The sequence below is a fragment of the Nonomuraea sp. NPDC049649 genome (genome assembly GCF_040675175.1).
GTDB lineage: Bacteria > Actinomycetota > Actinomycetes > Streptosporangiales > Streptosporangiaceae > Nonomuraea.
In genome coordinates, this window is sequence record NZ_JBFAOH010000065.1 from 1 (window position 1) to 21,931 (window position 21,931).

Genomic DNA, 21,931 nt, shown 5'->3' on the forward strand with positions numbered 1-21,931 from the left:
GTCAAGGGCGAGAACATTCCCGAGCCGGGTATTCCGGAGTCCTTCAAGGTCCTCATCAAGGAGATGCAGTCGCTCTGCCTCAACGTCGAGGTGCTGTCCAGCGACGGCATGTCCATCGAGATGCGCGACACGGACGAGGACGTCTTCCGCGCGGCCGAGGAACTCGGCATCGACCTGTCCCGGCGTGAGCCGAGCAGCGTCGAAGAGGTGTGACGCGTAGCGGGGCCCGGCGGCAGCGCCGGGCCCCGCGCGTGTTTGCGCTCGTCAGACCGGGTGAACGGATGAGTTACCCGGACGGACGGAGTCGCGATGCAGAGCCCGCCCGCGGTCATGACGGCCGCGTACATCACCCGCCACGGCCCGGCCGACGGCATCGTGGCCGGCGAACTGCCGGTCCCCGAGCCTGGGCCGACCGACGTGCTCGTGCGTACTGAAGCGCTGGTGGTGAACCCGGTCGACACGTTCGTCCGCTCCGGCGCCTACCGCACCCACACGCCCTTCCCGTTCGTCGTCGGCCGCGACCTGGTCGGGACCGTGGTCGCGGGCGGCCCCGGGGTCGCGGAGTTCCGGCCGGGGGACCGGGTGTGGTGCAACAGCCTCGGTCACGGCGGGCGCCAGGGCTCCTTCGCCGAGTACGCGGTGGTCTCCGCCGAGCGGCTGTACCGGTTGCCGGAGGGCGTCTCCCCGGAGACGGCGGTGGCCGTCCTGCACACCGCGGCGACGGCGCATATCGGGCTGTTCCGCGAGGGGCGGGTCCGCGCCGGTGAGACCGTCCTGGTCAACGGGGCGGCGGGCGGGGTGGGCAGCTCCGTCGTCCAGGTGGCCGTCTCCGCGGGCGCGCGGGTCGTCGCCACCGCGTCCGCACGCGACGCGGGCTGGTGCCGCGACCTCGGCGCGGACGTCGTCGTCGACTACCGCGACCCGGACCTGGCGCGGCTCATCGAGGACGCCGCCCCGGACGGTGTCGACCTTTTCTGGGACAACTCCGGCGAGAACCGCTTCGACGTCTCGCTGCCCCTGATGGCTCACGGCGGGCGGGTCATCGTCATGTCCGGGCTCGGCTCGCGGCCGGTCCTGCCGGTGGGGGAGCTCTACCCGCGGGATCTGAGCATCCGGGGGTTCGCCATCAGCAACGCGTCGATCAGCGACCTCAAGTCCGCCGCCAGGACGATCAACAGCTTGCTGGCGAGGGGCGGGCTCCGTACCCGCGTCGGCGCGACGCTGCCCCTGGCCGAGGCCGCCGAGGCGCACCGCCTGCAAGAGAGCCGCGAGGTCCGTGGACGCATCCTGGTCCTGCCTCCGAGGCTCTGATAGGCAAGCAGCGACTTGCCTATTGGCATCCGGCATCTCCGTGGAAACCCCCGCCTTCAGGCGGGGGAGGAATCGGACCCCTGCGGAGCAGGGCAGGGGCAGCCGATTCGCCGCCAGGCGAACCGGCGTTGAAACGCCGCGCGGTACCGCGCGTTCCGGTAGTGTGTTCGAAGGTGGCGATAACCAAGCCACCGAACGAACGAGCAGAAGTGCCTCGCCGCCGGGCTGGCGGAGAGCTGAAACGCCTGTGGAGCTGGTGTAAGACCTCAACGAGAGTCCCCTTTCTCGGGCGGGCAACCGGCGGTGAAGCAGGAAGCCTCACGGGCGACCGTGGGAATCCCCCTCGTTTACGAGGGGGATGAAGTCAACAAGAAGCACGACATCCCCCGGGGGGCCAGGCCCGATGGCTGACGGTGGTCTCACCCGAGGGCACCGAGCTGCTGCTGGAGCCCGACGGGCATCCCGCCGTCAAGCCGTACAAGGAGGCGCTGGTCGCCGACGGCATCCCGGCCGCGTCCTTCCAGGTCGCGGACGTACGGGCGGAGTACGAGCGACTGCGCGGCCTCGGCGTGACCTTCACGCAGCAGCCGCTGGAGGCCGGGCCGGTGACGACGGCGGTCTTCGACGACACCTGCGGCAACCTGATCCAGATCGTGACCCCGGCCTAGACCCCGGTTTCGTACAGGCAGAACTCGTTGCCGTCGGGGTCGGCGAGGACCACCCGGCCGGCCTCGCCCCGGCCGATGTCGACGCGCTCGGCGCCCAGGGAGAGCAGGCGGTCGATCTCCGCCCGCTGGTCGCCGCCCGCCGACGGGGCGAGGTCGAAGTGGAGCCGGTTCTTGCCAATCTTCGGCGCCACCGGCGGGCCACCCCAGGTGATCTTCGGGCCGCCGTGCGGGGAACGGATCGCGGTCTCCTCGTTCTGGTCCCAGACCAGCGGCCAGCCCAGCGCCTCGCTCCAGAAGTAGCCGACCGCCTGCGACCCGTCGCACGCCAGCGCCCCGATGAACCCGCAGTCGGCGAGGAAGCCGTTGCCCGGCTCGATGACGCAGAACTCGTTGCCCTCCGGGTCGGCGAGGACCACGTGCGGCTCGTCCGGGCCCTGCCCGATGTCGAGGTGGCTCCCGCCGAGGTCGAGCGCCCTGGCCACCGTGCGGCGCTGGTCGTCCGGGGAGGTGCTGGTCAGGTCGAAGTGCGTCCGGTTCTGGCCGGTCTTCTTCTCCTCGCCCGGCAGGAACCGGAGCCGGAACCCGGTGTCGTCGGCCGGCAGCAGCGTGACGCCGTCGGGGGCCGCCTCCCAGCCCAGGACCCCGGCCCAGAACCTCGCGAGACGGCGCGGGTCGTGGGCGTCGAAACAGAGCGCGAGGAGTCGGGACGTCATCGGGTCTCCCATCGGCGAAGCGGCGGGAGTCACGCTAACCAGCCCCGCCGGTGCGGCGCCAACCATTTCAGCGATGGCGGGCCACCAGCGGCTCCCACCAGGCCCGGTTCTCGCGATACCAGGCCACCGTCTCCGCCAGGCCGGTGGCGAAGTCCTTGGCCGGGCGGTAGCCCAGCTCGGCGGTGAGCTTGCCGTGGTCCAGCGAGTAGCGGGTGTCGTGACCCTTGCGGTCCTCGACGTACCGGACCATGTCCCAGCCCTTTCCGCACGCCTCCAGCAGCAGCCCGGTCAGCTCCTTGTTGGTCAGCTCCCGGCCGCCGCCGATGTGGTAGACCTCGCCCGGCCGCCCGCCCAGCCGCACCAGCTCGATGCCCGCCACATGGTCGTCGATGTGCAGCCAGTCGCGCACGTTCCCGCCCGTCCCGTACAACGGCACGGGAAGCCCGTCGAGCAGATTCGTGACGAAAAGCGGGATCAGTTTCTCCGGATAATGGTGGTGGCCGTAGTTGTTGGAACACCGGGTCACCCGCACATCGAGCCCGTGCGTACGGTGGAAAGACAGCGCGAGCAGGTCGGCGGCGGCCTTGGTGGCCGCATAGGGGGAATTCGGGCTCAGCGGCTGCGATTCCCGCCAGGAGCCCTCGTCGATCGACCCGTACACCTCGTCCGTGGAGATGTGCACGAAAGTCCGGACGCCCTGGCGGACGGCGGCGTCCAGCAGCGTGAACGTGCCCGTGACATTGGTGCGGACGAACGCGCCCGCCGCCGCGATCGACCGGTCGACGTGCGACTCGGCGGCGAAGTGCACGATCTGGTCGTGCTCGGCCGCGAGGTCGCCCACCAGCTCCGGGTCGCAGATGTCGCCCTTGACGAAGGTGAACCGCGGATCGCCGGCGACCTCGTCCAGGTTGGCCGGGTTGCCCGCGTAGGTGAGGGCGTCCAGCACCGTCACCTGCCCGGCTCCGTCGCCGGCCAGCAGCGTGCGCACGTAATGGGAGCCGATGAATCCGGCGCCCCCGGTTACCAGAACTCTCATGACGCCCTCCTTTTCCGTTTGATTTTGTCGGCTGTCCGGGGCGGTTCGGAAGGCGTGGTGAATGAAATAGGGGGGACCGTGGAAAGGCCGCCCAGGATAGGGGGGATACGGGGTTGTCGGCGCACCCGGGCCGGGCCAGGCTGGCCGGTGACGCGGGCGAACGCGAGAGGATTCCCGGTGAAAGGCATTATTCTCGCCGGCGGGCACGGTACGCGCCTGTATCCGGTGACGCTGGCTATTTCTAAACAACTGCTCCCGATCAATGACAAGCCGCTGATTTACTATCCGCTGTCGGTGCTGATGCTGGCGGGCATCAGGGAGATCCTGGTGATCTCCAGCCCCGCCGACCTGCCCAACCTGCAACGCCTGCTGGGCGACGGGGCGCACCTCGGCCTCGACATCACCTACGCCCGCCAGGACGAGCCGGTCGGGCTGGCGGACGCGTTCATCCTCGGGGCCGACCACGTCGGGAACGACCCGGTCGCGCTGGTGCTCGGGGACAACGTCTTCCACGGCAACGCGTTCTACGACATTCTCCAGAGCAACGTGGCCGACGTGGACGGCTGCGTGCTGTTCGGCTATCCCGTCTCCGACCCGCACCGGTACGGCGTGGCCGAGACCGACGCCTCGGGCAGGATCGTCTCCCTGGAGGAGAAACCCGCGAAACCCCGCTCCGACCGCGCGATCGTCGGCCTCTACCTCTACGACAAGGACGTCGTCGACATCGCCAAGAACCTCACCCCGTCCCCGCGCGGCGAGCTGGAGATCACCGACGTGAACCGGGTCTACCTGGAGCGGGGCAAGGCCCGGCTGGTCGACCTGGGACGGGGTTTCGCGTGGATGGACGCCGGCACCCCCGAGTCGATGCTGCAGGCCAGCCAGTACGTGCAGACGCTGGAGAAGCGGCAGGGGGTGCGGATCGCCTGCGTGGAGGAGGTGGCCCTGCGGATGGGTTTCATCGACCCGGCCGCCTGCCACCGGCTGGGGGAGAGGCTGGCGCCGTCCGAGTACGGCAGGTACGTGTGCGCGGTGGCCGAGGAGCTCGGTTACCGCCCCGGCTGAGGCGGCCCGGCGTCGGACGTACGGGCGTTGACGAAGACCGCCAGCCCGTCGAGGAGCCGGCCGAGGCTGAACTCGAACCAGGCGTTGATGTCGGCCACGTCCTCCTGCTCCTCGAACAGGCGGGTCAGCATGGGGAACTGGCCGGAGTCGAGGATCTCCCGGATGGCGGGGGACTTGTCGCTGCGCCACTGCTGGGTGGTGCGGCCGGTCCGGCGTTTCGTCTCCAGCTCGTTGACCAGCAGCAGCGCCGCCCCCTGCACCTGGGCGCCGATCGCGATCGCCACCCAGTGCATGGTGACGGCGTCGAGCCCGAGGCCGTCCATGGCCCGCATGAGCCGCTCGACGTCGGCCAGCACGTTGGGCCCGACCGGCGGCTGCGGGGTGGCCACGACCCGTAGCACCCACGGGTGCCGGGAGTAGAGCTCCCACTCGCGCCGCGCGGCGAACTCCAGGCGGGCGCGCCAGTCGTCGCCGGCGGGCACGGCGTCGTCGTGCTCGCCGTGCACGGCGTCGACCATCAGCTCGATCAACGCGTCCTTGCCGGACACGAACCGGTAGAGGGACATGGTGGCCAGCCCGAGCTGCGTCGCGATCCGGCGCATCGAGACGGCGTCGAGCCCCTCGTTGTCGGCGATCTCGATGGCGGTGCGGACGATCTGCTGCACGCTCATGTTCGCCGGCGGGCTGGGCGGTGTCTCCGCGGTGGCCGCGGAGCGCAGGGGAGAGCTTTTCTTCACGGCCGCCCGCGCGCGGTAGGCGCGGGCCTGGCATGAGCGAGAGCAGTAACGGGGCCGCCGCCCGCGAGGCGGGGCCTCGATGGGCTTACTACATTGCACGCAGGTCAGCATCTGTCCTCCGTTGACGAATTCTAACACAGGAGATGCGTGACGTAATTCTATTTTCCGCGTGACGTTATTAAGATCCCCTTCATTCTCTGTACGAGCCAACTTCCACCACCTATCGTGGACATGAGCCATAGGACCGGGACGGCGGCCGAGCGGGCGTCCTGTTATGAGTACGCTGTATATCGAAAACGATGTACGCTGTACATAGGAGCGTGAACGTGAACGGACCCTCACCGAAGGCCGGGGGCAGGGAGTGGCTCGGGCTGGCCGTCCTGGTGCTGCCCGTGCTCCTCGTCTCCATCACCGTGACCGTCCTCTACTTCGCCGTCCCCTTCCTCAGCGCCGACCTGCGCCCCAGCGGCACCGAACTGCTGTGGATCGTGGACATCTATGCCTTCCTGCTGGCCGGTCTGCTCATCCCGATGGGGTCCTTGGGAGATCGGATCGGCCGCAGGAAGCTACTGCTGTGGGGGGCCGCCGCGTTCGGCCTGACCTCGGCGGCGGCCGCCTACGCGCCCAGCGCCGAGCTGCTCATCGCCGCCCGGGCTCTCCAGGGCGCGGCGGCCGCCACGCTCATGCCGCCCACGCTGGCCCTGATCCGCAACATGTTCCACGACCCCGGGCAGCGGCGCACGGCCGTCGCGCTCTGGGCGGCGAGCTTCGCCGGCGGCAGCGTGCTCGGCCCGATCGTCGGCGGCTGGCTGCTCGAACAGCTCTGGTGGGGCTCCGTCTTCCTCATGAACGTGCCCATCATGGTGCTGCTCCTCGTGCTCGGGCCGTTCCTGCTGCCGGAGTACCGCGACCCCCGGCCCGGCCGGTTCGACCTGTGGAGCGCGCTGCTGTCGCTGGCGGCGGTGCTGCCCCTGGTGTACGGGATCAAGCAGCTGGCCGGCGGCGGCGCCGTCCTGGAGGTGGCCGTGGCCGTGGCCGCGGGCCTGGTCCTCGCCCTGGTGTTCGTGCGGCGCCAGCGCGCGCTCGACAGCCCCATGCTCGACCTGGGCCTCTTCCGCGACCGCGGCTTCGGCGTCTCCCTGCTGGCCGACACCCTGGCGATCTTCGCCCTGGTCGGCGTGTTCTACTTCGTCTCGCAGTACCTCCAGATGGTGCTCGGGCTGCGGCCCTTCATGGCCGGCGTGCTCACGCTGCCCGCCGCCGGCATGGCGCTGGTCGGCGCGCTGGTGGGGGCGGCGCTGGTGTCGAAGTTCCGCCCCGGGCCGACCATCGCGGCGGGCATGCTGGTCGCCTGCGCCGGGTTCGTCGCGCTCTCCCAGGTCGCCCCCGGCACCGGCCAGGCGGTCCTCATCACCGGGCTGGCGCTGCTCGGCGGCGGCATCGGCGTCGTCCAGGCGCTCGCCTCCGACCTGGTGGTGGCCGTGGCCCCGCCGGAGCGCGCCGGCTCCGCCTCCGCCGTGCTGGAGGCGGCCACCGAGATGGGCGGCGCGCTGGGCGTGGCCGTGCTGGGGAGCATGGGCCTGGCGGTGTACCGCTCCGCCCTGGTGATCCCCGAGGGCCTGCCGCCGGAGGCGGCGCAGATCGCGGGGGAGACGCTCGGCGGGGCGCTCGGCGTGGCCGTCGAGCTGCCGGAGCACCTGGCGTCCGCGCTGCTCGACTCCGCCCGGGCCGCCTTCACCGACGGCATGCAGCTCTCGGCGCTGGTGGCCGCGGCCATGCTCGGCCTGTCCGCGCTGCTGACGGCGGTGACGCTGCGCCGGCTGGACACCGACGCCGCCTCCGCCGCGCGAGCCCGTTCGGAAGCCTGAGAGGGCGGCCTCCTCACCGCAGCTGCAGGCGGCGGAACTGGTCGGGCAGGTCACCTCGGCCCTTCACGTCCAGCTTCCGGTAGATACGGGTGAGGTGCTGCTCCACCGTGCTGACCGTGATGTAAATCTTCTTGGAGATCTCCCGGTTGGTGTAACCCAGGGCCGCGAGCGAGGCCACCCGCTGCTCGGCGTCGCTCAGCAGCCCCAGCGGCTCCGCCTCCGGGCTCCCGGCCGGGCCCTCCACCGGGCCGACCGCCTTGCGCAGCGGCTCGGCCTGGACCTGCCCGGCGATCTCCTCGGCCTGCTGGCCCACCAGCCGCGCCTTGTTCGACTCGCCCAGCTCGTGGAGCGCGTGGGTGAGGTCGACCAGGGCGTAGGTCAGCTCCAGCCGGTCCCCGGCGGTCTGCAGCAAGTCCACCGCCTCCCTCAGCAGCGCCGGCCGCTGCGGCAGGTCGCTGGCGGCAGCCAGCACCCGGCGCGTCATGCCCGCGATGCGCGGCGACTGCTCGCCCGGCAGCGCGTAGGAGTGGCCGAGCACCGTACGGGCCCGGCCGCGCTGGCCGAGCTGCAGCAGCGCCGCCGCCACGCCCTGCCGCCACGGCACCAGCCCCGGCGTGTCCAGCTCCCACGCGCGCATCAGGCTCCCGCAGCCGGAGAAGTCCCGCAGGGCGGCCTGGGCCTGGCCCATCGCCAGGTGGTAGTGCGCCCTGGCCTGGAGGTAGTGCAGGCCGAACCGGGTCTGGAGCAGCCCTTCGGGCAGCGGGTGGCGCACGTACCGCTCGGCCTCGTCGAAGCGGCCCATCTCGGTGGAGGCCCTGATCCGCGCCGCCAGCGACAGGCCGACGAAGACGCCGAGGCCGCGCGGCGGCAGCGGGTCCAGGGAGGCTCGCGCGTACTCCTCGGCGGCGGTGAGGTCGCCCCGCCGGATCGCGATCGTGGACCTGATCGCCGCCAGCAGCGTGCACCAGGTCGGGGAGCGCCGCCGCACCGCCTGCTCGTACAGGCGGTCGCACCAGGGCTCGGCGCGGTCGGCCTGGTCGGCGTAGATCAGTGCCGCCAGCGCCGCCTCCGTCGTGTCGAGGTTCGCGTCGTCCAGCGTGATCGACTGCAGAGCCCGTACGGCGCTGTCCAGGGTGGCCTCGTCGGGCCCGGAGCGCAGCACGGCGGCCAGCAGGCTGGCCCCCTGCGCGGGGAAGACGCCCCAGGAGCCGGAGCGGCGCTCGGGCCCGTGCGGCGGCGTCACGGCACGGAGGGCGGGGAAGGTGGTCGACACCCAGTCCTCGGTGGCCTTGAGCCGCTGGGCCGTCTCGTCGTCGTCCGAGCCGGGCAGCGCGCGCAGCGTCTCGCCCGCGGCCTCCACCGCGCCGTGCCAGAGCTGGTAGCGCAGCAGGGTCATGGAGTCCGCCGGGGACAGCCGGCCCTCCCGCGCGGCCTCGGCCAGCGGGCCGAGGTGCTGCCTGACCACGGCGGGGTTGAACCGCCATTCGGCCCGCGCCAGCGCGGCCAGGAGCCTGGCCCGCTCGTGTTCGTCGTCGCACACCTCGATCGCCAGCTTCAGGCACCGCACGGCGAACTCCGGCTGGTCGCCGGGGAGCGCCTGGGCGGCGGCCACCCGCAGCTCCGCGAGCGCCCACGGCTCGCCGGCCCAGCCGGACTCCAGCAGGTGCCGCGCCACGGCGGCGGGGACCGCGCCCTCGGCGTGCAGCAGCCGGGCGGCGCCGGCGTGCAGGGCGGTGCGCTCCGCCTCGTCCATTCCGTCGAGCACGGCCGTGCGCACGGCGGTGTGACGGAAGTCGCCCGCCCGCAGCAGCCCGATCCCGTGGAGCATGCTCTCCGCCCGCCGCACCGCCGCCTGGCTGAGCCCGAGCAACTCGGGCAGCAGGTGCGCGGGCGCCGGCTGTCCCAGCAGGGCCAGCCCTCTGGCGGTCTGGAGGACGGTCGGGTCGCCGCGGTGCAGCAGGGCGCGGACGGCCCGCGCGAACGCGTGGCCCACGATCAGGTCGCCGGTGTCCTCGCCGTCGTTCACCTGGTCCTCGACGAGGGCCTTGACCAGCAGCGGGTTGCCGCCGGTGATCGCGTGGCTCTGCCTGCCGAGCCGCCGCGCCGCGGACGTGCCGGCCAGGTGCTCCCAGACCCGCCACACCCCGTCGGGCGAGAGCATGCCGACCTTGACGCGCTGGTAGTGCGGGTAGCGGGAGAGGGCGAACTCCACGGCGGGCTCCATGCCCTGGCCGTCGTCGGTCGTCGTCAGCACCAGGAACACGTTGCTGTTCTTCAGCCGCTGCACGATGTGGAGCAGGAGGTGCCAGGACGGCGGGTCGGCGTGTTCCACGTCGTCCACCGTGATCAGCACCGGCCCGCTGCCCGACAGTTCCAGCACGGCCGACCACAGCCGCTGGGTCATGTGCAGCCAGGCCGGGTCGTCGGGGGCCGGGATCTCGGAGCACGGCCGGTTGGACGTCATGCCCTCGATCAGCTCGGCCGCCTGGGTGGCGAGGTTCATCGGCAGGGCGGCGCTGTGAAACAGCTGGCTGATCACCCCGAGTGATAAATTACGGTCAAGCCGTGAACAGGTCGCGCCGAGCCAGGTGGCGCCCGCTTTGGCGGCATCCCGGCCGAAGGCGTGCACGAGTTCTGTTTTTCCCGCCGCAGTCGGCCCCGTGATGGCGACGACCCGGCCGCCGGCCTGCCCGGTCATGTCGAGCAGGCTATTCAGCAGGGCCAATTCGCTGGTACGGTCGATCAGCAACATGAGGCTCCCCGGTTGCCTGTGCGTGGTGCGGGTTCCGGCGCTGTTCACGCCCTGTCGCCTGCACCGTTACAGTCGCAAATCCCTCTAGACCCCAACATTCTGTACCTATTTGCGGTCACTAAGCAATGCCTTAGTTATTCATCACGTGCCGACCGTAAATCATCATTTCATCACACCGGACAAGCCCCGGCGTGCAGTTATGCGGCCCCCTATCGAAGGTGCGGGAATAGGGGTTTGCACGGCCGGACAGTTGTCCTTGAATATTAATTAATCGCACCGTGAAAGTAAGGACGTTATTGGCTCCATGGACGACCACAAGAGCGACGGCGACTGGATCCGGCGGTACGCCGAGCGACCGGGAAGCGGACCGGTCGTGGTGTGCCTGCCGCACGCGGGCGGCTCGGCGGGCTTCTACTTTCCCGTCGCGCGCCTGGCGGGGGAGTGGGCCGAGGTGCTGAGCGTGCAGTACCCGGGCAGGCAGGATCGGCGCCACGAGCCGTGCGCCGGCAGCATGACCGAGCTGGCCGACCGGCTTGCCGGGGAGATCGCTCCGTGGACCGGCCGGCCGCTGATCCTGTTCGGCCACAGCATGGGCGCGACCGTCGCGTACGAGCTGGCCCGGCGCCTGGAACGGGACGGCGTCAGCCCGGCCGGCGTGTTCGTGTCCGGCAGGCCGGCGCCGTCGATCGTCTGGGACCGCGGCATCCACCGCCTGCCCGACGACGGGCTGCTGGCCGAGATGCGCAAGATCGGCGGCACGGCGGCCGAGCTGCTGCGCGACGAGGAGTTCATGCACGCCGTACTGCCGGTGATCAGGGCCGACTACCGCGCCATCGAGACCTACCGCCACCCCGACGGGCCGGTGCTCAGCTGCCCGGTGGTCGCGCTGGCCGGCGCGGACGACGAGCGGGCGCCGGTCGCGGACGTGGAAGCCTGGCGCGCGCACACGACCGGCGCCTTCGAGATGCACACCTTTCCCGGCGGCCACTTCTACCTGATGGACCACCTGCCGCGGATCGTCGGCCTGATCCGCGAGCACGCCGCCGGGACGGTGCCTACCCGGTAAGGGTCAGGAGCTGCCCGGGTGCAGCGCGCGGCGGAGCGCGCCGACCATGTCGGCGTTCATCCGCCGCGTCAGCGCCACGTCCGCGATGATCGGCGCGCCGTGGAACGCGCCCGGGTAGAGGTGCAGCTCGGTCGGCACCCCGGCCTGGACGAGCCGCTGCGCGTAGGCGATGCCCTCGTCGCGCAGCGGGTCGAACTCGCACACCGTCACGAACGCGGGCGGCAGCCCGCTCAGGTCCCCGGCCCGCATGGGCGCCGCGTACGGCGGGGCCTCCCCGTCGCCGCCCAGGTAGTAGCGCCAGCTCAGCACGGCGTCGGACCGGTTCCACATCGGCGTGTCGGTGAAGGCCTTCATGGACGGCGTGTCCAGCCGGTCGTCGGTCACCGGCACGTCCAGGAACTGGAACCGCAGCGGCGGCCCGCCGCGGTCGCGGGTCAGCAGCGCCAGCGCGGTGGACAGGTTGCCGCCCGCGCTGTCGCCCGCGGCGGCGATCCTCGCCGGGTCCACGCCCAGCTCGCCGGCCGCGCCCGCCAGCCACTCCAGCGTGGCGTAGGTGTCCTCAAGCGCCGCCGGGTACGGATGCTCAGGCGCTAACCGGTAGTCCACGGCCACCACGACCGCCGGGATCTGGTCGGCCAGCCGCAGGCAGCGCACGCTGAAGTAGTCGAGCTCGCCCGAGACGAAACCGCCGCCGTGCAGGTAGATCACCGCGGGCAGCGGCCCGTCGGCCCGCGGCCGGAAGATCCGCACCGGCACGCCGCCGGGCAGCCGCCGGTCCTCGATCGTCACCTCGCGCTCCGGCGTGTAGGACGGCAGCCGCCGCGCGATCTCGGCCAGCACAGCCGGATCGGGCGGCGCGGCGTCCCGTTTGATCACCTCGTCCAGCGGCATGGCCGGGATCAGCTCGGCGTAGGGCACCAGCTCGGGGTCGAACGCGTACGGCAACAGGTTCTCCTTCTCAGGTGTAGGCGTGGAATCCGCGGCCCGTCTTCTTGCCCAGCAGGCCGCCCTCGACCATGCGCAGCAGGATCGGCGGGGGCGCGAGCTGAGGCTGCTTGAGCTCCTGGTACAGGGCCGAGGCGATGGAGCTGACGGTGTCGAGCCCGATGAGGTCGGCCAGCCGCAGCGGCCCCACCGGGTGGCCGCAGCCGAGCGTCATCCCCTTGTCGACCATCTCGGCGTCGGCGAAGCCCGACTCCACCATCCGCATGGCCGACAGCAGGTACGGGATCAGCAGCGTGTTGATGAGGAAGCCCGCCCGGTCCTGCGACTCGATGACCTCCTTGCCCAGCACCTTTGAGACGAAGGCCGAGGCCCGCGCCCGGGTCTGCTCGCCCGTCAGCAGGGACGAGATGAGCTCCACCAGCGGCAGCAGCGGGACCGGGCTGAAGAAGTGCACGCCGATCACCCGCTCGGGGCGGCTCGTCGCCCTGGCCAGGCGGATGATCGGGATGGAGGAGGTGTTGGAGGCCAGGATCACCCCCGGATCTTCGATGATCTTGTCGAGCGTGCCGAACACGTGCAGCTTCAGCGCCTCGTCCTCCGGCACCGCCTCGAACACGAGCTCCCGGTCGGCCAGCTCCTCCAGGTCCGCGGTGAACGAGACGCGCGCCAGCGCCTCGTCCCGCTGCTCCTCGCTGATCGCGCCCTTGCGCACGCCCTGGCCCAGCGAGCGGGCCAGCCGGTCCAGGCCGCGCTCGCCCGAGCCGGGCGTCTGGACGGCCACCCGGACGTCGAGGCCCGCGCGGGCGCAGATGTCGGCGATGCCGGCCCCCATGAGCCCGCACCCGACCACACCGATCTTGCTTGGCTGGTTCATCGTTCCTCCTCCGGTGCCGCCCACCGCAGCAGGCCCGCCCCGATCGCCATCCCGCCGCCGAACCCGGCCAGCAGCACCAGGTCCCCCTGCCGCAGCATCCCGGTCCGGTTCGCCTCGTCCAGCGTCACCGCCACCGAGGCGCTGCCCACGTTCCCGAAACGGTCGACCGTACGGGGCATGCGCGCGCCGCCCAGCCCCGCACGCTCGGCCAGCTCCCCCACCAGGACGCCGTTGGCCTGGTGCGGGATGAACACGTCCACGTCCGCCAGGCGGCGCCCGTGGCGGGCGGCGAGCGCGGCCAGCGCCGGCGGGACCCGCTCCAGGACGAACTCCTTCACCCGGCGGCCCTCCATCCGGAAGAAGCCGCCCTCCACCCTGATCAGCCCCTGCCCGGAGCCGTCGGAGGCCAGCTGGAAGCCGAGGAAGCCGGCCGGGGCCGGTCCCACCACCGCGGCGCCCGAGCCGTCGCCGAACAGCACCGCCGTGCGCCGGTCGGAGAAGTCCAGGATGCGCGAGTAGACGTCCGCCGCCACCACCAGCACGGGACGGCCGTGCGCCGCCACCAGGTCCCGCGCCAGCGCCAGCCCGTACACGAACCCGCTGCACACGGCGTTGAGGTCGAAGCAGGCCGCGCCGGTCGCGCCGATCGCGTGCTGCACGACGGCCGAGACCGGCGGCTGCGGGCTGTCGGCCGTGGAGGTGGAGACGATCACATGCCCCAGCTCGGCCGGGTCGAGGCCCTCCAGCGCCCGCTGCGCGGCGCGCACCGCCAGATCGGCCGTGGTCTCGCCCGCCGAGGCGAAGCGCCGCGACAGGATCCCGGTCTTGGCGACGATCCACTCCGGGGTGACCCCCGCCCCGGCGGCCAGCTCCTCGTTGCCCACCTCTTCCTTCGGCAGGTAGGAGCCGGTCGCCAGGATGCCCACGTGTGCGCCCATCGGCTCAGCCGCGCAGGGCGCCGAGCCGGTCCTCGCCGACCCGGGCGCGGAGAGCGGGATCCGTCACGCCCAGGCCCGGCTCGGGAGCCAGGCAGAGCACGCCGACCTTGCCCTGGTGCTCGTTGGTCTGCACCAGGCGGGTGGCCTCGGCCACCTCCTCCAGCGGATAGCAGGTGGCCAGCGTCGGCACCAGCACGCCCTTGGCGAACAGCCGCAGGCACTCCCAGGTCTCCTGGAGGTTGGCGGCGTGGCTGCCGACGATCCGCTTGAGGTTCATCCACAGGTAGCGGTTGTCGTACTCGTGCACGTACCCGGTGCTCGACCCGCAGGTGACCACCGCGCCGCCGCGCCGCACCACGAACGCCGAGATGCCGAACGTGTCGCGCCCCACGTAGTCGAAGACCACGTGCGGGTCCTCGCCCGTCGCGGCCCGGATCGCCCGGCCCAGCCGCTTGCCCGCCTTGATGGTCTCCTCCGGCGTGGCCGGGGGCCGGCCGCCCAGCCCGATCTCGTTGCGGTCGATGACGACGTCGCAGCCGAGCCGGCGCAGCAGCTTCGCCTTGCGCTCGGAGCCGACCACGCCGATCGGGACGCCGCCCGCGGCCTTGACCATTTGCACCGCGTACGCGCCGAGCCCGCCCGCCGCGCCCCAGATCAGCACCAGGTCGCCCAGCTTGATCGGGGTGCCGCGGTGGCTGATCAGCATCCGGTACGCGGTGACGGCGCAGAGCGTGATGGACGCGGCCTCCTCCCAGGTCAGGTGGGGCGGCTTGGGGGCGAGCTGGCTGGCGCGGGCCACCGTGTAGTGGGCCAGGCCGCCGAAGTTCGTCTCGAACCCCCACACCCGCTGCTCGGCGCCCATCATGCCGTCGCCGTGGGTGGCGGGCTCCTGGTCGTCCACGTACGAGGGGCTGATGACCACGTGGTCGCCGGGCCGCCAGCGGCGCACGCCGTCACCGACCTTGACGATCACGCCGGAGGCGTCGGAACCGATCACGTGGTAGGGCTGGTCGTGACGGCGGGCGTAGCCGCCGGTCGCGGCGAACCGCTCCAGGAAGCCGAAGGTCGGCAGCGGCTCGAACATGGCCGACCAGACGGTGTTGTAGTTGATCGAACTGGCCATCACGGCCACCAGCACCTCGTCGGGGGCCAGCTCCGGCATCGGCACCCGGCCCACGCGCAGGGACTTGCGCACGTCCTTGTCGCCGCCGTCGTCCATGCCGGCGAACATGTGCACGTCCTCGACCCGCAGGTGGGCCGCGAGATAGTCGGCGGGCACCGGCGCGGCGGCCAGTTCCTCCGGGCCGGCACCGCTCAGCACGGCTTCGGTCAGGGCATCCATGACGCTACGTCCTTCCGGTTACAACGGGATGTTGGCGTGCCGGCCCCGCCCGGGGGGTGCCTCGGCCAGTGCCGCGGCGAGCTTGCGCCGGGTCGCGGTGACGTCGATGACCTCGTCGACGGCGCCCAGGGCGCGGGCCCTGTCGACGCCGCCGCTCTCGCGGTCGAGCTGCTCGGCCAGGCGGCGCCGCAGCGCGGGCCGCTCCGCCTCCGGCGCCCGCGCCAGCTCCCTGCGGTGCACGATCGCCGCCGCGGACTCGGCGCTCATCACCGCGATGTTCGTGCCGGGCCAGGCGAAGACGCGGGTGGCGCCGAGCGAGCGGGAGTTCATCGCGATGTACGCGCCGCCGTACGCCTTACGCGTCACCAGCGTCACGCGCGGCACCTCGGCGGCGGCGAAGGCGTGCAGCAGCTTGGCGCCCCGCCGGATCACGCCGTCCCACTCCTGCCGCACGCCCGGGAGGTATCCCGGCACGTCGGCCAGGACGACCAGCGGCACGCCCAGCGCGTCGCACATGCGGACGAAGCGGGAGGCCTTCTCAGCGCTGAGCGAGTCCAGGCAGCCGCCCTTGCGCAGCGGGTTGTTGGCGACGACGCCGACCGTGCCGCCGGTGAGCCGGCCCAGGCCGATCACCATGTTGGCCGCCCAGCGCGGCTGCAGCTCGACGAACGGCTGCCCCGGGTCCAGGACGGCCTTGATCAGGGGACGGACGTCGTAGGCGCGGCGCGGGCTCTCCGGGAGCAGATCGGCCAGGCCGTGGCAGTCGCCCGCGGTGCCGGGGGAGAAGCGGAACGGCCCGGAGAGCAGGCCGGTGAGCTGACGGGCGGTGGCGTAGGCGGCGTCCTCGGTCGCGGTGACCACGTGGGCGACGCCGGACTTGGCGCCGTGCGCGGCCGGGCCGCCGAGCGCCTCCATGTCGATCTCCTCGCCGGTGACCTGCCGCACCACGTCGGGGCCGGTGACGAACATCCGCGCGGATTCGGCCATGACCACCACGTCGGTGAGGGCCGGGCCGTAGGCGGCGGCTCCGGCGGCCGGGCCGAGGATGACGCTGATCTGCGGCACCCTGCCCGACGCCCGGGTGATGGCGGCGAACACCCGCCCCACGCCCTCCATCGACTCCACGCCGTCGGCCAGCCGGGCGCCGCCCGAGTGCCACAGCCCGATCACCGGGCTGCCCTCGCGGGCCGCCCGGTCGATGGCGGCCACGATCCGCTCGCAGCCGCCCGCGCCGAGCGCGCCGCCCATCACGGCCGCGTCGGTGCAGAAGGCGAACACCGACCGGCCGCCGATCCGGCCCCGCGCGGTCGCCACGCCGGTCTCGTCGCTCTCGGCCAGGTACGTCATCGACCCGGGATCGAGCAGGCGGGACAGGCGGACGGCCGGCGCGCGGCCATCCAGCCGGGAATTCTCTGCAATGACCGTCAACGCCGTCATCCGTTCGTCGCGGAGAAGTGAATTCAATGGCACGCTAACCGCGCGGGATCGACCGGACCAACCCCCTACCACCCCTAACCCAGCACCGGTATGAGCGTTATCCGCTGGGCCGCCGCGGCCTCCACGGCGGCCCGGCTGTAAACCAGCGGGAAATATTCACCCTGCCGCCACCGGCCGACCAGGTCCTGATAATGCGGGCTGCGCGGGTCGCCGGACTGGCCGGGCGCGTTCACCGCAATCGAATTGTCCCAGGCGCCCACGTCGAGCACCATTCTGAAAGACGCCCCGGACAATTGCCGGAAGTCGCCGGGATTGTAGGCGGAGGCGTCGACCGTGTGCGCCGACCCGCCGCGCGGGAACGGGCCCACGCCCTCGCCCGCGGCGGCGGTGAAGGTCGTGCGCTGCAGGTCGCCCCAGCGCCAGGCGTCCGGGTCCGGGCCGAGCCGGGCGGCGACGTCGTCGTAGGCGGCGGCCAGGGTGCGGACGATCAGGTCCTCGTGGCCGCCGCGCGCCAGCCCCTCCAGGACGATGCGCAGGTCGAACAGGGGAACCTCCGGGGGCAGCCCCGCCTGCGCGACGAACCCGGGGCCGAGGTGGCGGCTCACCCACGTCTCGAACAGCGCGGCGGGCGCCGAGTCCACCGCGCACACCCCGTCGAAGCCCCTGAGCAGCGCCAGCGCCCGCGCCGCCGACGGGTCCTCGGTCTCGACGCCGCGCAGCAGCGCCACCAGGGTCCGGGCGGGCAGGGACACCACGTCGTTCTGCAGCCGGGCCGACCCGGCCAGGTCGGCGCGCCGGTCGGCTGACAGCACCTCGCCGATCCGCTGCCGCCGGTAGGGCTGGTCCCACTCGTACCCGATGACCGGCGCCCCGGGCGGCAGGTTGTACTCGTTGGCCGAGGCCACGAACCCGGCCGGCGGGTCGAGCAGCCGGGGCAGCTCGCGGCCGTCGCGGAACCCGGCCCACTCGTAGCGGCCGTCGCCCGGCACGGGCAGCAGTCCGTCGTAGCCGAGCCGCTTGGGGGCCAGGCCGCCCGGCACCCAGCCCACATGGCCGCGGGCGTCGGCGTACACCTGGTTCTCCGGCGGGCCGCCCCAGGTCCGCATGGCCTCGGCGAAGCCGGCGAAGTCGCGGGCGCGCAGGTAGCGCAGCGAGCCGAAGTACGGGGCGGTGCCGGGCTCCAGCCAGGTGGTGCGCAGCGCGTAGGCCAGGCCGCGCGCCGGGTCGGTGGCGAGGACCGGTCCGTGCCGGGTGAACACCAGCTCCGCGGGCTGCCCGGCGATCCGCTCGGTGACCTTGCGGAACGGCTCCCAGCGGCCCTTATAGAGGTAGGAGTCACCCTTGACGCGGTAGACGTACAGGTCTTCCTGGTCCATGCCGAGGACGGTCAGGCCGAACGCGATCGTGCCGTTGTGCCCGATGGAGACGCCGGGCAGGGCCGGTTCGCCCGCGCCGATGACGTCCAGCCCCGGCGCCGACAGGTGGGCGAGGTAGCGCAGGGACGGCGCGGTCAGCGAGCGGTGCGGGTCGGAGGCCAGCACCGGCCGGCCGGTCGCGGTGCGGCGGGGTGAGATCGCCCAGGCGTTGCTGCCGTCCGCCGGCGCGGGCGGCACGCCGGTCACCGTGCCTGCCTCGACGCGGACGCCCTGGGTGCCGAGCTGGTAGACGCGGAGCACGTCGGCGGGGACGGCGCACGGGTCGAGCCCGCGCGGCACCCGCGTCCGGTGCGCGGGTTCGAGCCGCCACAGCACGCGGTCGGCCTCGATGCCCGCCTGGCACACCACGGCGGCGCGCAGCACCTCGGTCGTCAGGTTCAGCGCCAGGCCGTGGCTGCGGATGCGCACCACGTCCTCCGGCCGCCAGCGCGAGGGGGCGTAGCCGAGCCGGGTGAACTCGGGCGGCATCGCCTCCGGGCGTCTTTCCAGGTAGGAGACGTAGGCGTTGATCCCCGCGGTGAAGGCGGCCGCCGCCTGCCGGGCACCGGGGCCGTAGGCGGCCCACTCGCGGTCCATGTCGCCCCGGTAGAGGAACAGCCGGGCGGCGCGGTCGCGCTCGGCGTGCTCGGGGCCGAACACCTCCGACAGCAGGCCGAGCCCGCGCCGCCGCCACAGGTCGAGCTGGAAGAGCCGGTCCCGGGCCGCGTTGAAACCCTGCGCCAGGAAAAGGTCGCGGTCGTTCTCCGCGTAAATGTGCGGAACTCCCCAGCGGTCCACGATGATTTCCACCGGAGCGGCTAATCCGGCCACCCGGTAGAGTTTTTCCGGAGCGATATGCAGTGGCGCCGCCAAAAGCAGGACCACCATGAGGATCCGGGTCATGAAAAGATTCAAACGGCCCCGGACAGGCCGGTCAACGACTTTAGGGGAGGGCCCGCGAGGTAAGGGTTGATAGGGGTTGTTCGGCGCCTCGCGCGCGGCCGAACATCAAATGTCAGCCAGGCCCTCTGAAAGGTCTCGCCAATGCAGCTCAACCGACTGGCCGTGGACGGCGCCTTCCTGGCGACCCCGGATATCCATCCCGACGACCGAGGCCACTTCCTGGAGATGTTCAGCCAGCCAGCCTTCAAGCGGGAGGTCGGCCACGAGCTGAACGTGGCGCAGGTCAACTGCTCGCTGTCCAGGCGGGGCACCATCCGGGGATTGCACGCGGTGGCTCTGCCCAGCCAGGCCAGGTACGTCACCTGCCCCCAGGGCTCGATCATCGACATCGTGGTCGACATCCGGCTCGGCTCTCCCACGTACGGGGAGTACGTCGCGGTCGAGCTGAGCGCCGGGAACCGGCAGGCGCTCTACCTGGCCGAGGGGCTCGCGCACGGTTTCGCCCCGCTCACCGACGAGGCCACCGTCGTCTACCTCTGCTCCACCACCTGGGCGCCGGGCCGCGAGGTGCAGATCAACGCGCTCGACCCCGAGCTGAACCTGCCCTGGCCCGCCACGCCCGAGCCGCTGATGTCGCCCAAGGACCGCGACGCGCCCACGCTCAAGGAGGCCGCCGAGCGCGGCCTGCTGCCTGCCTACAGCGAGTGCCAGGAGCTGTACGCCCGCCTCGGCGGTCTCGCGGTGGGCGGTGAGCGGCGATGATCCCGCTGTTCAAGGTCGCCATGTCGCCGGAGGCGCCCGCGGCCGCCGCCGAAGTGCTCGGCAGCGGCATGATCGGCCAGGGCCCGAAGGTGGAGGCGTTCGAGCGGGCGCTGGCCGGGCGCTTCGGCAACCCCCGGGTGGTCACCGTCAACAGCGGCACCGCCGGCCTGACCCTGGCCCTGCGCCTGGCCGCCGGGGACCGGCCGGACGGCGACGGCGAGGTGCTGTCCACCCCGCTCACGATGGAGGCCACGAACTGGGCGATCCTGGCCAACAACCTGCGCATCAAGTGGGTGGACGTCGACCCGGCCACGCTCAACATGGACCTCGACGACCTCGCCCGGAAGATCACGCCCCGCACGCGGGCCATCGTGGTCGTGCACTTCGCCGGATACCCCGTCGACCTGGACAGGCTGGCGGGCGTGCTCGACCGGGCCGAGGCCCTGTACGGGTTCCGCCCCATGGTGGTGGAGGACTGCGCGCACGCCTGGGGAGCCTCCTACCGCGGCGAGCCGATCGGGTCGCACGGCAACCTCTCCGTCTTCAGCTTCCAGGCCATCAAGCACCTGACCTGCGGCGACGGCGGCGCTGTCACGCTGCCTACGGCGGAGCTGCACCACCGGGCCGAGCTGCTGCGCTGGTTCGGCATCGAGCGCTCCGCCGACCGGCTGCGCAACCCGCCCGACGTCGCCGAGTGGGGCTACAAGTTCCACATGAACGACATCAACGCCGCCGTCGGCCTGGCCAACCTGGAGACGGCCGACCGGGCGCTGGCCAGGCAGCGGGAGAACGCCGCCTTCTACGACGCCGAGCTGGCGGCCGTGCCCGGCGTGGAGCTGACCGAGCGGTCGGCCGACCGCACCCACTCGTTCTGGATCTACCCGATGAAGGTCGAGGACCGGGCCGGGTTCCTCAAGCGTATGGACGAGGCCGGGATCATGGCCAGCAACGTCCACGAGCGCAACGACAAGCACTCGGCGGTGCGCGCGTTCGCCGCCGCGCTGCCGAACCTCGACGCCGTCGCGCCGCGCGTGGTGTGCGTGCCGGTCGGCTGGTGGGTGACCGACGAGCAGCGCCGGCACATCGCCGACACGATCAAGCGGGGCTGGTGAGCGTGGCCGGACCACCCGTCACCAAGGGCCACCTGCCGTTCGGCCGGTACCGGACGTGGTACCGCTGCACCGGCGAGCTGCCCGGCGAACGGCCCGCCCTGGTCGCGCTGCACGGCGGCCCCGGCAGCACCCACGACTACCTCACCGGCCTGGCCGCGCTGGCGAGCCACGGCCACCCGGTGATCCACTACGACCAGCTCGGCAACGGCGGCTCCTCCCACGTGCCCGGCGCGCCCCCCGATTTCTGGACGCCCCGGCTGTTCCTGGACGAGCTGGACAACCTGCTCGACCGGCTCGGGCTGCGCGACGGCTACGTGCTCTTCGGGCAGTCGTGGGGCGGCATGCTGGCCGCCGCGCACGCCGCCGCCCGCCCGCCGGGCCTGCGCGGGCTGGTCATCGCCAACGCCCCCGCGTCGTACCCGCTGTGGCTGAAGGAGATGGCGGTGCTGCGCGCGCAACTGCCGCCCGGCGTGGACGACGTGCTGCGCGCGCACGAAGCGGCCGATACGACCGACTCACGCGAGTACTTCGAGGCCATGATGGTCTTCTACAACCGCCATGTGTGCCGGCTCGACCCCTGGCCCGGCGAGTTCCAGGCGACGTTCATGGAGATCTACAACAACCCCACCGTCTACTACACCATGAACGGCCCCAGCGAGTTCCACGTGGTCGGCACCCTGCGCGACTGGGGCGTCGAGGACGTGGCCGCCGACATCGCCGTGCCCACCCTGCTGATCTCGGGGCGGCACGACGAGGCCACCCCGGAGACCGTCCGGCCGTACTTCGAGCTCATCCCCGACGTGCGGTGGGAGATCTTCGAGGACTCCAGCCACACCCCGCACCTGGAGGAACCGGAGCGTTTCATGCAGGTCCTGCTCGACTACCTGAAGGAGTGCTCATGAGTAGCCCTGTGTCAAGCTGCTGCTTGTTGATCTTGCTGGATCAGAGCCTGAAGGGCTCCGTGTTTGGCGGGGTCGTAGGCGACGCCGT

General features: G+C 72.1%; 18 protein-coding genes and 1 pseudogene. 9 read left to right on the top strand and 10 right to left on the bottom strand.

The features are described 5' to 3' along the window. From AB0J42_RS36170 to AB0J42_RS36180, 3 genes and pseudogenes are all read left to right on the top strand, one after another. The coding region (locus AB0J42_RS36170) for a hypothetical protein (RefSeq protein ID WP_175600297.1) at positions 1–213 on the top strand (213 nt) is incomplete at its 5' end. A gap of 96 nt (positions 214–309) precedes the next feature. Then, positions 310–1,311, top strand: coding sequence for an NADPH:quinone reductase (locus AB0J42_RS36175; protein WP_364302766.1), 1,002 nt, complete (start codon positions 310–312; stop codon positions 1,309–1,311). Between the two features lie 369 nt (positions 1,312–1,680). Further along, a pseudogene (locus AB0J42_RS36180) lies at positions 1,681–1,979 on the top strand (VOC family protein); the annotation flags it as partial. Here AB0J42_RS36180 and AB0J42_RS36185 read toward each other — a convergent pair. Both AB0J42_RS36185 and rfbB read right to left on the bottom strand, forming a co-directional pair. Beyond that, positions 1,976–2,692, bottom strand: coding sequence for a VOC family protein (locus tag AB0J42_RS36185; protein WP_364302768.1), 717 nt, complete (start codon positions 2,690–2,692; stop codon positions 1,976–1,978). The pseudogene AB0J42_RS36180 and the gene AB0J42_RS36185 overlap by 4 nt on opposite strands. Before the next feature lie 67 nt (positions 2,693–2,759). After that, positions 2,760–3,728 carry a dTDP-glucose 4,6-dehydratase gene (gene rfbB / locus AB0J42_RS36190; RefSeq protein ID WP_364302770.1) on the bottom strand — a complete coding sequence of 323 codons (969 nt, stop codon included), beginning with the start codon at positions 3,726–3,728 and terminating at the stop codon, positions 2,760–2,762. Positions 3,729–3,905: 177 nt separating this feature from the next. Between rfbB and rfbA the strand changes: the two genes are divergently transcribed. Then, complete coding sequence (gene rfbA, locus AB0J42_RS36195) at positions 3,906–4,790, top strand: glucose-1-phosphate thymidylyltransferase RfbA (RefSeq protein WP_364302772.1); 885 nt, start codon at positions 3,906–3,908, stop codon at positions 4,788–4,790. Here the strand turns inward: rfbA and AB0J42_RS36200 are convergent. Beyond that, positions 4,775–5,461 carry a TetR/AcrR family transcriptional regulator gene (locus tag AB0J42_RS36200; RefSeq protein ID WP_364302774.1) on the bottom strand — a complete coding sequence of 229 codons (687 nt, stop codon included), beginning with the start codon at positions 5,459–5,461 and terminating at the stop codon, positions 4,775–4,777. The two genes, rfbA and AB0J42_RS36200, sit on opposite strands and share 16 nt — an antisense overlap. A 392-nt stretch (positions 5,462–5,853) precedes the next feature. Here AB0J42_RS36200 and AB0J42_RS36205 point away from each other — a divergent pair, with 392 nt between their 5' ends. Further along, positions 5,854–7,395, top strand: a complete 1,542-nt coding sequence (locus AB0J42_RS36205; protein WP_364302776.1) for an MFS transporter — start codon at positions 5,854–5,856, stop codon at positions 7,393–7,395. Between the two features lie 13 nt (positions 7,396–7,408). Here the strand turns inward: AB0J42_RS36205 and AB0J42_RS36210 are convergent, their stop codons facing one another. After that, a complete protein-coding gene (locus AB0J42_RS36210) occupies positions 7,409–10,147 on the bottom strand; it encodes an AAA family ATPase (RefSeq protein ID WP_364302778.1) in 2,739 nt (912 codons plus the stop codon). Positions 10,148–10,451: 304 nt separating this feature from the next. Here AB0J42_RS36210 and AB0J42_RS36215 point away from each other — a divergent pair, with 304 nt between their 5' ends. Further along, positions 10,452–11,213, top strand: coding sequence for an alpha/beta fold hydrolase (locus AB0J42_RS36215; protein WP_364302780.1), 762 nt, complete (start codon positions 10,452–10,454; stop codon positions 11,211–11,213). A 3-nt stretch (positions 11,214–11,216) separates the two neighbouring features. On the opposite strand, the gene AB0J42_RS36220 is transcribed toward AB0J42_RS36215, so the two are convergent. The 6 genes from AB0J42_RS36220 to AB0J42_RS36245 all read right to left on the bottom strand — a co-directional run bounded on the left by AB0J42_RS36220 (position 11,217) and on the right by AB0J42_RS36245 (position 18,995). Then, positions 11,217–12,158, bottom strand: coding sequence for an alpha/beta hydrolase (locus AB0J42_RS36220; RefSeq protein WP_364302783.1), 942 nt, complete (start codon positions 12,156–12,158; stop codon positions 11,217–11,219). 13 nt (positions 12,159–12,171) lie between these two features. Continuing rightward, on the bottom strand, positions 12,172–13,032 hold the full coding sequence (locus tag AB0J42_RS36225; RefSeq protein ID WP_364302785.1) for a 3-hydroxybutyryl-CoA dehydrogenase: 861 nt from the start codon (positions 13,030–13,032) through the stop codon (positions 12,172–12,174). Further along, on the bottom strand, positions 13,029–13,970 hold the full coding sequence (locus tag AB0J42_RS36230) for a ketoacyl-ACP synthase III (RefSeq protein WP_364302787.1): 942 nt from the start codon (positions 13,968–13,970) through the stop codon (positions 13,029–13,031). The genes AB0J42_RS36225 and AB0J42_RS36230 overlap by 4 nt, the downstream gene beginning before the upstream one ends. Before the next feature lie 4 nt (positions 13,971–13,974). Further along, positions 13,975–15,312, bottom strand: coding sequence for a crotonyl-CoA carboxylase/reductase (ccrA, locus tag AB0J42_RS36235; protein ID WP_364302789.1), 1,338 nt, complete (start codon positions 15,310–15,312; stop codon positions 13,975–13,977). 18 nt (positions 15,313–15,330) lie between these two features. Continuing rightward, positions 15,331–16,740: a carboxyl transferase domain-containing protein gene (locus AB0J42_RS36240; protein WP_364302791.1), complete on the bottom strand. Its 1,410-nt coding sequence runs from the start codon at positions 16,738–16,740 to the stop codon at positions 15,331–15,333. 83 nt (positions 16,741–16,823) lie between these two features. Further along, positions 16,824–18,995, bottom strand: coding sequence for a penicillin acylase family protein (locus AB0J42_RS36245; protein ID WP_364302793.1), 2,172 nt, complete (start codon positions 18,993–18,995; stop codon positions 16,824–16,826). Positions 18,996–19,208: 213 nt separating this feature from the next. Between AB0J42_RS36245 and rfbC the strand changes: the two genes are divergently transcribed. From rfbC to AB0J42_RS36260, 3 genes are read left to right on the top strand one after another with little or no spacing between them, the layout of a single operon-like run. Beyond that, a complete protein-coding gene (gene rfbC / locus AB0J42_RS36250) occupies positions 19,209–19,829 on the top strand; it encodes a dTDP-4-dehydrorhamnose 3,5-epimerase (protein WP_364302795.1) in 621 nt (206 codons plus the stop codon). Then, positions 19,826–20,941: a DegT/DnrJ/EryC1/StrS family aminotransferase gene (locus AB0J42_RS36255; RefSeq protein WP_364302797.1), complete on the top strand. Its 1,116-nt coding sequence runs from the start codon at positions 19,826–19,828 to the stop codon at positions 20,939–20,941. Before rfbC ends, AB0J42_RS36255 begins: the two co-directional genes overlap by 4 nt. Positions 20,942–20,943: 2 nt before the next feature. Then, entirely contained in the window at positions 20,944–21,843 is a 900-nt protein-coding gene (locus tag AB0J42_RS36260; protein WP_364302799.1) for a proline iminopeptidase-family hydrolase, read from the top strand. Positions 21,844–21,931 lie beyond the last annotated feature (88 nt).